The sequence below is a fragment of the Thermodesulfovibrionales bacterium genome (assembly GCA_035622735.1).
Lineage (GTDB): Bacteria > Nitrospirota > Thermodesulfovibrionia > Thermodesulfovibrionales > UBA9159 > DASPUT01.
In genome coordinates this window covers 1-5,683 of sequence record DASPUT010000106.1, presented here as the reverse complement: position 1 = coordinate 5,683, position 5,683 = coordinate 1, and the positions used below count along the sequence as shown (strand labels likewise).

Genomic DNA, 5,683 nt, shown 5'->3' with positions numbered 1-5,683 from the left:
ACGGTCTTGTCTCCCTCCTGGATCATTCCCATCGCTATCCCCGCTACCGGCGCCTTGATCGGCACTCCTCCATCCATGAGCGCAAGGGTCGAGCCGCAGACCGTCGCCATCGAAGAAGATCCGTTCGACTCGAGGATGTCCGATACGATTCTTATGGTGTAGGGGAATACCTCCTTTGGCGGAATCACGGCCTTCATCGCCCTTTCGGCAAGAGCCCCGTGGCCAATCTCCCTTCTGCCCGGTGAACGCAATGGCTTCACCTCACCGACACTGAAGGGAGGGAAGTTGTAATGGAGCATGAAGGTCTTATAGGTTTCGCCTTCGAGGGTCTCTATCTTCTGCTCGTCATCTGCGGTCCCGAGGGTAACGGCAACGAGCGCCTGGGTTTCGCCCCTGACAAAAAGGGCCGAACCGTGCGTCCTCGGCAGGAAACCGACCCTCGAGGTTATCTGCCGTATCTCATCAGGCCTCCTCCCGTCGGCACGTATTCCTTCATCGAGGACCATCCTTCTCACGAGTTCCTTTTCGACGTCGAAGAATATGTTCGCAATCTCTTTCGCGATGCCTTTCTCTTGGGCATCGAAATGCTTCAGGGCGTCCTCAAGCAACATATCGAGGGCTTCCTGTCTCCTCAGTTTTCCCGGGATGGATATGAGCTCCTTGATGCGATCGAGGACATATGCCTTTACGCCGGCCTGCAGCTCCTCATCGACCGCCTTCTGCACGAGAGGTCTCTTCGGCTTTCCGACGAGCGTTCTCAGTTCGTTCTGAATCGCCACGATCCGCTTGATCTCAGCATGGCCGTATTCAATGGCATCGAGGAGTATCTTCTCCGACACCTCTAAGGCACCGCCTTCCACCATGAGGACGGCGCTGTCCGTGCCGGCGACCACGATATTCAGTCTCAATCCGTCTGACTCCGACAGATCGGGGTTGATAATAAGATCATCGTTTATCAAACCGACCCTGACTGCGGCAACGGGTCCGTGAAAGGGGACATCGGAAATCGTCAAAGCCGCCGACATGCCCGTTATCCCGAGGATGTCGGAGACGTTCTCCTCACCATAGGAAAGCACGGAGACAATTCCCTGCGTCTCCGAACGGAACCCGTCAGGGAAGAGCGGTCTTATGGGACGGTCTATGAGGCGGGACGTGAGTACCTCCTTCTCCGTGGGCCTGCCTTCCCTCTTGAAATATCCGCCAGGTATCTTGCCTGCCGCAAACGTCTTTTCCTGATAGTCCATGGTCAAGGGAAAGAAATCGAGACCTTCCTTAACCTGTTTATTCGCAACAGCGGTGGCGAGCAGCACCGTATCACCGCATCGCACAACGACCGCACCGTCAGACTGTTTCGCTATCTCACCTGTCTCGAGGGAAAGTTTCTTCCCTCTGATCTCGACCTCAACTTTCGTCATCGATATCGTTCTCCTATTTCCTTAGACCTAGACGTTCAACAACCTTACTGTAGCGCTCCTTGCTGCTCCCTTTAAGGTAGTCGAGGAGCCTCCTCCGCTGGCTGACGAGCTTTAAAAGGCCGCGGCGCGAGTGGTGGTCGTTCTTGTGTGTCTTGAAATGTTCCGTAAGATAGCTGATCCTTTCGCTCAGGATCGCTATCTGGACCTCAGGCGACCCGGTGTCATTTTCATGAATTTTATATTCGTTGATAAGAACCTGTTTCTTTTCCTTTTCGAGTGACATCTAATCACCGCCTTTCTCAAGTCTCTTCTTTGGTTTTCTATGATACCATATCCGTATGGCTAAATCAGTCGCTGCATGGAAAAGGGAATGCGCTTCCCTCTGTATGTATTACTTCTTCGCCTTCTCCTTTAACATGGCCTGAGCAGCCGCAAACCGCGCGATGGGGACCCTGAAGGGAGAACAGCTCACATAATCAAGCCCTATCTCATGACAGAACTCAACGGACTTCGGTTCCCCGCCGTGTTCACCGCATATCCCCATTTTCATACCCTTCCTGACTTTCCTGCCTTTCTCGACCGCAGTCTTCATGAAGGCACCGACCCCGATCCGGTCGATCGTGATGAACGGGTCATCCTTCAGTATCCCGTTTTCGACATAGAAGGGCAGGAACCTCCCAGCATCGTCCCTCGAGAGCCCGTAAACAGTCTGGGTGAGGTCGTTCGTCCCGAAGGAATAAAAATCCGCATAGGCCGCTATCTCATCGGAGGTCACGCAGGCGCGGGGCAGCTCTATCATCGTCCCGACGGTATAGGGAACCTTAACCGTGTATTCCTTCTGAACCCTGTCCGCGACCGAAACCGTGAGTTGCCGCAATGTTTCGAGTTCCTTCACGTGACCGACAAGGGGGATCATGATCTCGGGGATAACCTTGACCTTCTCTTTCTTGAGCTCACAGGCGGCCTCCATGATCGCCTGCACCTGCATCTCGTATATCTCGGGGAATGTCACACCCAGTCGACAGCCGCGATGTCCGAGCATCGGGTTGAATTCGTGGAGTGATTGATTCTTGGCGTTCAGTTGTTCAAAAGAGACCCCCATTTCCTGAGAGAGTTCCCGCAACTCTTTTTCGGTGTGGGGAAGGAATTCGTGGAGCGGCGGGTCGAGGAGCCGCACGGTTACGGGAAGTCCGTGCATCGCCCTGAATATCCCGACAAAGTCGCTCTTCTGCACCGGGAGGAGTTTTGCGAGTGCCCTCTTCCTTCCCTCGACGGTATCGGAGAGTATCATCTCCCGTACGGACCGGATCCGCTCGGACTCGAAGAACATATGCTCCGTCCTGCAGAGTCCTATGCCCTCGGCACCGAAGCTCCTCGCCACGGTCGCGTCCTGCGGTGTATCGGCGTTCGTCCTGACACCGAGTCTCCTGAACAGGTCAGCCCATTTCATGAGTTCCTTATACCAGAGATTGTGCTCAGGGTCCGCGGGCATGAGATCGAGCTTCCCTTCATAGACGCGGCCTTTCGTCCCGTTCAGCGTTATCCAGTCACCCTCTCTCAGTGTCCTGCCGTTTACCCGAACCTCTCTCTTCTGAATATCTATATCGAGGGCGGAACAACCCACGATGCAGCACTTCCCCCACCCCCTCGCAACCAGGGCGGCATGGCTTGTCATCCCCCCTTTTGCGGTAAGGATCGCCTGAGCGGCATGCATGCCGTGGACGTCTTCGGGAGATGTCTCGTTCCTCACCAGTATCACCCTCTCTCCATTCTTCGCCCATTCTTCCGCGTCGTCGGCGGTGAAGACGACCTTTCCTATGGCCCCGCCGGGGCCTGCGGGAAGGCCCTTCGCGAGCTCAACGGCCCTCTTTTCAGCAGAAGGATCGACGCTCGGATGGAGGAGTTCATCGATCTGTTCAGGTTTGACACGGAGCAGCGCCGTATCTTTACCGATCAGCCTTGTCTTCGCCATCTCGACAGCCATGCGGATCGCGGCCTGTCCGTTGCGCTTGCCGACCCGCGTCTGGAGCATCCAGAGCCGCCCGTCTTCAATCGTAAACTCGATATCCTGCATGTCCCGGTAATGCTTCTCGAGTTTCTTCTCGATCGTGAATAACTGTTGATATACCTTCGGCATCGCCTCTTCAAGAGCGGGAAGATGCCGTGTGTCCTCGGTCTTCCCTGCCTTGTTCACCGGGTTTGGCGTCCTTATTCCGGCCACAACATCTTCACCCTGGGCATTCGGAAGCCACTCGCCGAAGAACATGTCTTCGCCCGTCGCAGGGTTCCGGGTAAAGGCGACCCCCGTTGCGGAATTGTCGCCGGTATTCCCGAAGACCATCGACTGGACATTGACCGCGGTACCCCATTCCTCCGGTATCTTCTCGATCCTCCGATAGGATACCGCCCTTTTGCCCAGCCACGACTGGAAGACAGCGCCGATGCCTCCCCAGAGCTGTTCCCTGGGCTCATCGGGAAATTCCTTCCTGAGTGTATTCTTAATAATCGTCTTAAATTCTTCGCAGAGTCTCTTCAGGTCATCCACGGTCAGGTCGGTATCGCTTCCGTAACCCTTTTCCCTCTTCACCCTCTCCATGGCATGCTCCAGCTTCTGACGGATCGCCTCCCCCTCAGCGGGCTCTATACCCGCCGCCTTCTCCATAACGACGTCGGAATACATCATCATGAGGCGGCGATAGGCATCGTAGACGAACCGCTCGTTGTTCGTCTTTTTCACGAGTCCGGGAATCGTCTTCGATGTGAGACCGACGTTCAAAACAGTCTCCATCATACCGGGCATCGAACTGCGCGCCCCGGAACGAACAGAAACGAGGAGGGGATTTTCGGGGTCTCCGAATCCCTTCTTCATGATCTTCTCAACCTTTGTCATCGCGGCATCCACCTGGCCTTTCAGCTCCTTAGGATATTTGCGATTGTTCTTATAGTAGAGGGTACAGACTTCCGTCGTTATGGTAAACCCGGGCGGGACGGGGATGCCGAGGTTCGTCATCTCTGCGAGGTTCGCCCCTTTGCCGCCGAGAAGATTCTTCATATCAGCCTTTCCATCCGCTTTTCCGTCCCCAAAAAAGAAGACATATTTCCTTGCCATAAAGAGACCCTCCAAAGGTTGAATGTTAACGCATCAGGCAGATAGACTAACTTAGATAATGCAAAAAATTCAAGCCTTTCCTCACATCTGCCTTCTACAAGCGAAGGATTATTTTCGGTCACAATTGTGGTAAGATTTATCAAGGAAAGAGGAGCGAAATATGGGCAAGGTTACGGTACATGATCTCTTCAAGAAGAAAGCGGAACGCAGGAAGATTACCATCATGACCGCCTATGACTACCCCTTCGGGCTGATAGCCGATGAAGCGGGCCTCGATGCGATTCTCGTCGGCGATTCTCTGGCGATGGTCGTTCAAGGCCTGGACGATACCCTGGCAGTAACGATGGACGAGATGATTTACCATACAAGGATCGTGTCGAGGGCGGCGAGAAATGCCATGGTCATAGGAGACATGCCTTTCCTGTCCTATCAGACATCGGCTGCAGATGCAGTTCGCAATGCAGGGAGGTTTTTAAAAGAAGCGGGCGCCTCAGCGGTAAAGCTCGAAGGAGGGGTTGAGGTGAAGGAAACGATCAGGGCCATAACCCAGGCCGGTATACCGGTGATGGCTCACATAGGGCTTACCCCTCAGGCGATCCATCAGATGGGAGGGTACAAGGTCCAGGGAAAGAGCGAAGTATCCGCCCGGAGATTGCTCGGCGAAGCACACACAGTCGAAGATGCAGGAGCCTTCGCAGTCATCCTCGAGGCCATTCCCCTCGATCTGGCGGCGAAGATAACCGGAGAACTTTCGATCCCGACGATCGGCATCGGAGCGGGCCCGCACTGCGACGGCCAGGTGCTCGTGATACACGACGCCCTCGGCCTGTTCGAACGGTTCGTTCCAAAATTCGTGAAACGATATGCGAATCTGAAGGAGGATGCCCTGACCGCGGTTAAGGCCTATAAGGAGGAAGTCGAGGCGGGAGTGTTTCCGGCAGATGAACAGAGCTTCCGATGAGAAGATAAGACCCTCCCTTATCTCTAAACAGTCTCCTTCTCTATCTTTATTCCATATTCCGCACCTCCATGAAGTAACCGTTCCTTTCATGCATCATCTTTTATGTGGAGAAGGCGAAACCGAAAATTTTCTTTGAGAAGCTTATCTTAGAAAAATTTCATTGAAATAGTCGCCGCGTTCTGATATAGTTTTTTCGCT

Annotated in this window: 4 protein-coding genes; 1 reads left to right on the top strand and 3 read right to left on the bottom strand. The window is 54.2% G+C overall.

The window, feature by feature from the left end; all coding sequences use genetic code 11:
- The 3 genes from pnp to ppdK form a co-directional block, all read right to left on the bottom strand.
- Positions 1-1,415: polyribonucleotide nucleotidyltransferase (pnp, locus tag VEI96_06070; protein HXX57548.1), on the bottom strand; the 1,415-nt coding region annotated here is incomplete at its 3' end.
- Between the two features lie 13 nt (positions 1,416-1,428).
- Positions 1,429-1,698: a 30S ribosomal protein S15 gene (gene rpsO, locus VEI96_06065; protein HXX57547.1), complete on the bottom strand. Its 270-nt coding sequence runs from the start codon at positions 1,696-1,698 to the stop codon at positions 1,429-1,431.
- Positions 1,699-1,806: 108 nt separating this feature from the next.
- A complete protein-coding gene (gene ppdK / locus VEI96_06060; GenBank protein HXX57546.1) occupies positions 1,807-4,524 on the bottom strand; it encodes a pyruvate, phosphate dikinase in 2,718 nt (905 codons plus the stop codon).
- 160 nt (positions 4,525-4,684) lie between these two features.
- On the opposite strand from ppdK, the gene panB reads away from it, so the two are divergent.
- The gene (panB, locus tag VEI96_06055; protein ID HXX57545.1) at positions 4,685-5,485 is read left to right on the top strand and encodes a 3-methyl-2-oxobutanoate hydroxymethyltransferase; all 801 of its coding nucleotides are present in this window, start codon (positions 4,685-4,687) and stop codon (positions 5,483-5,485) included.
- Positions 5,486-5,683 lie beyond the last annotated feature (198 nt).

Bases quoted from the DNA above. Each gene is read 5' to 3' on its own strand.
- rpsO (HXX57547.1), bottom strand. From the start codon at position 1,698: ATGTCACTCGAAAAGGAAAAGAAACAGGTTCTTATCAACGAATATAAA.
- ppdK (HXX57546.1), bottom strand. From the start codon at position 4,524: ATGGCAAGGAAATATGTCTTCTTTTTTGGGGACGGAAAAGCGGATGGA.
- panB (HXX57545.1), top strand. From the start codon at position 4,685: ATGGGCAAGGTTACGGTACATGATCTCTTCAAGAAGAAAGCGGAACGC.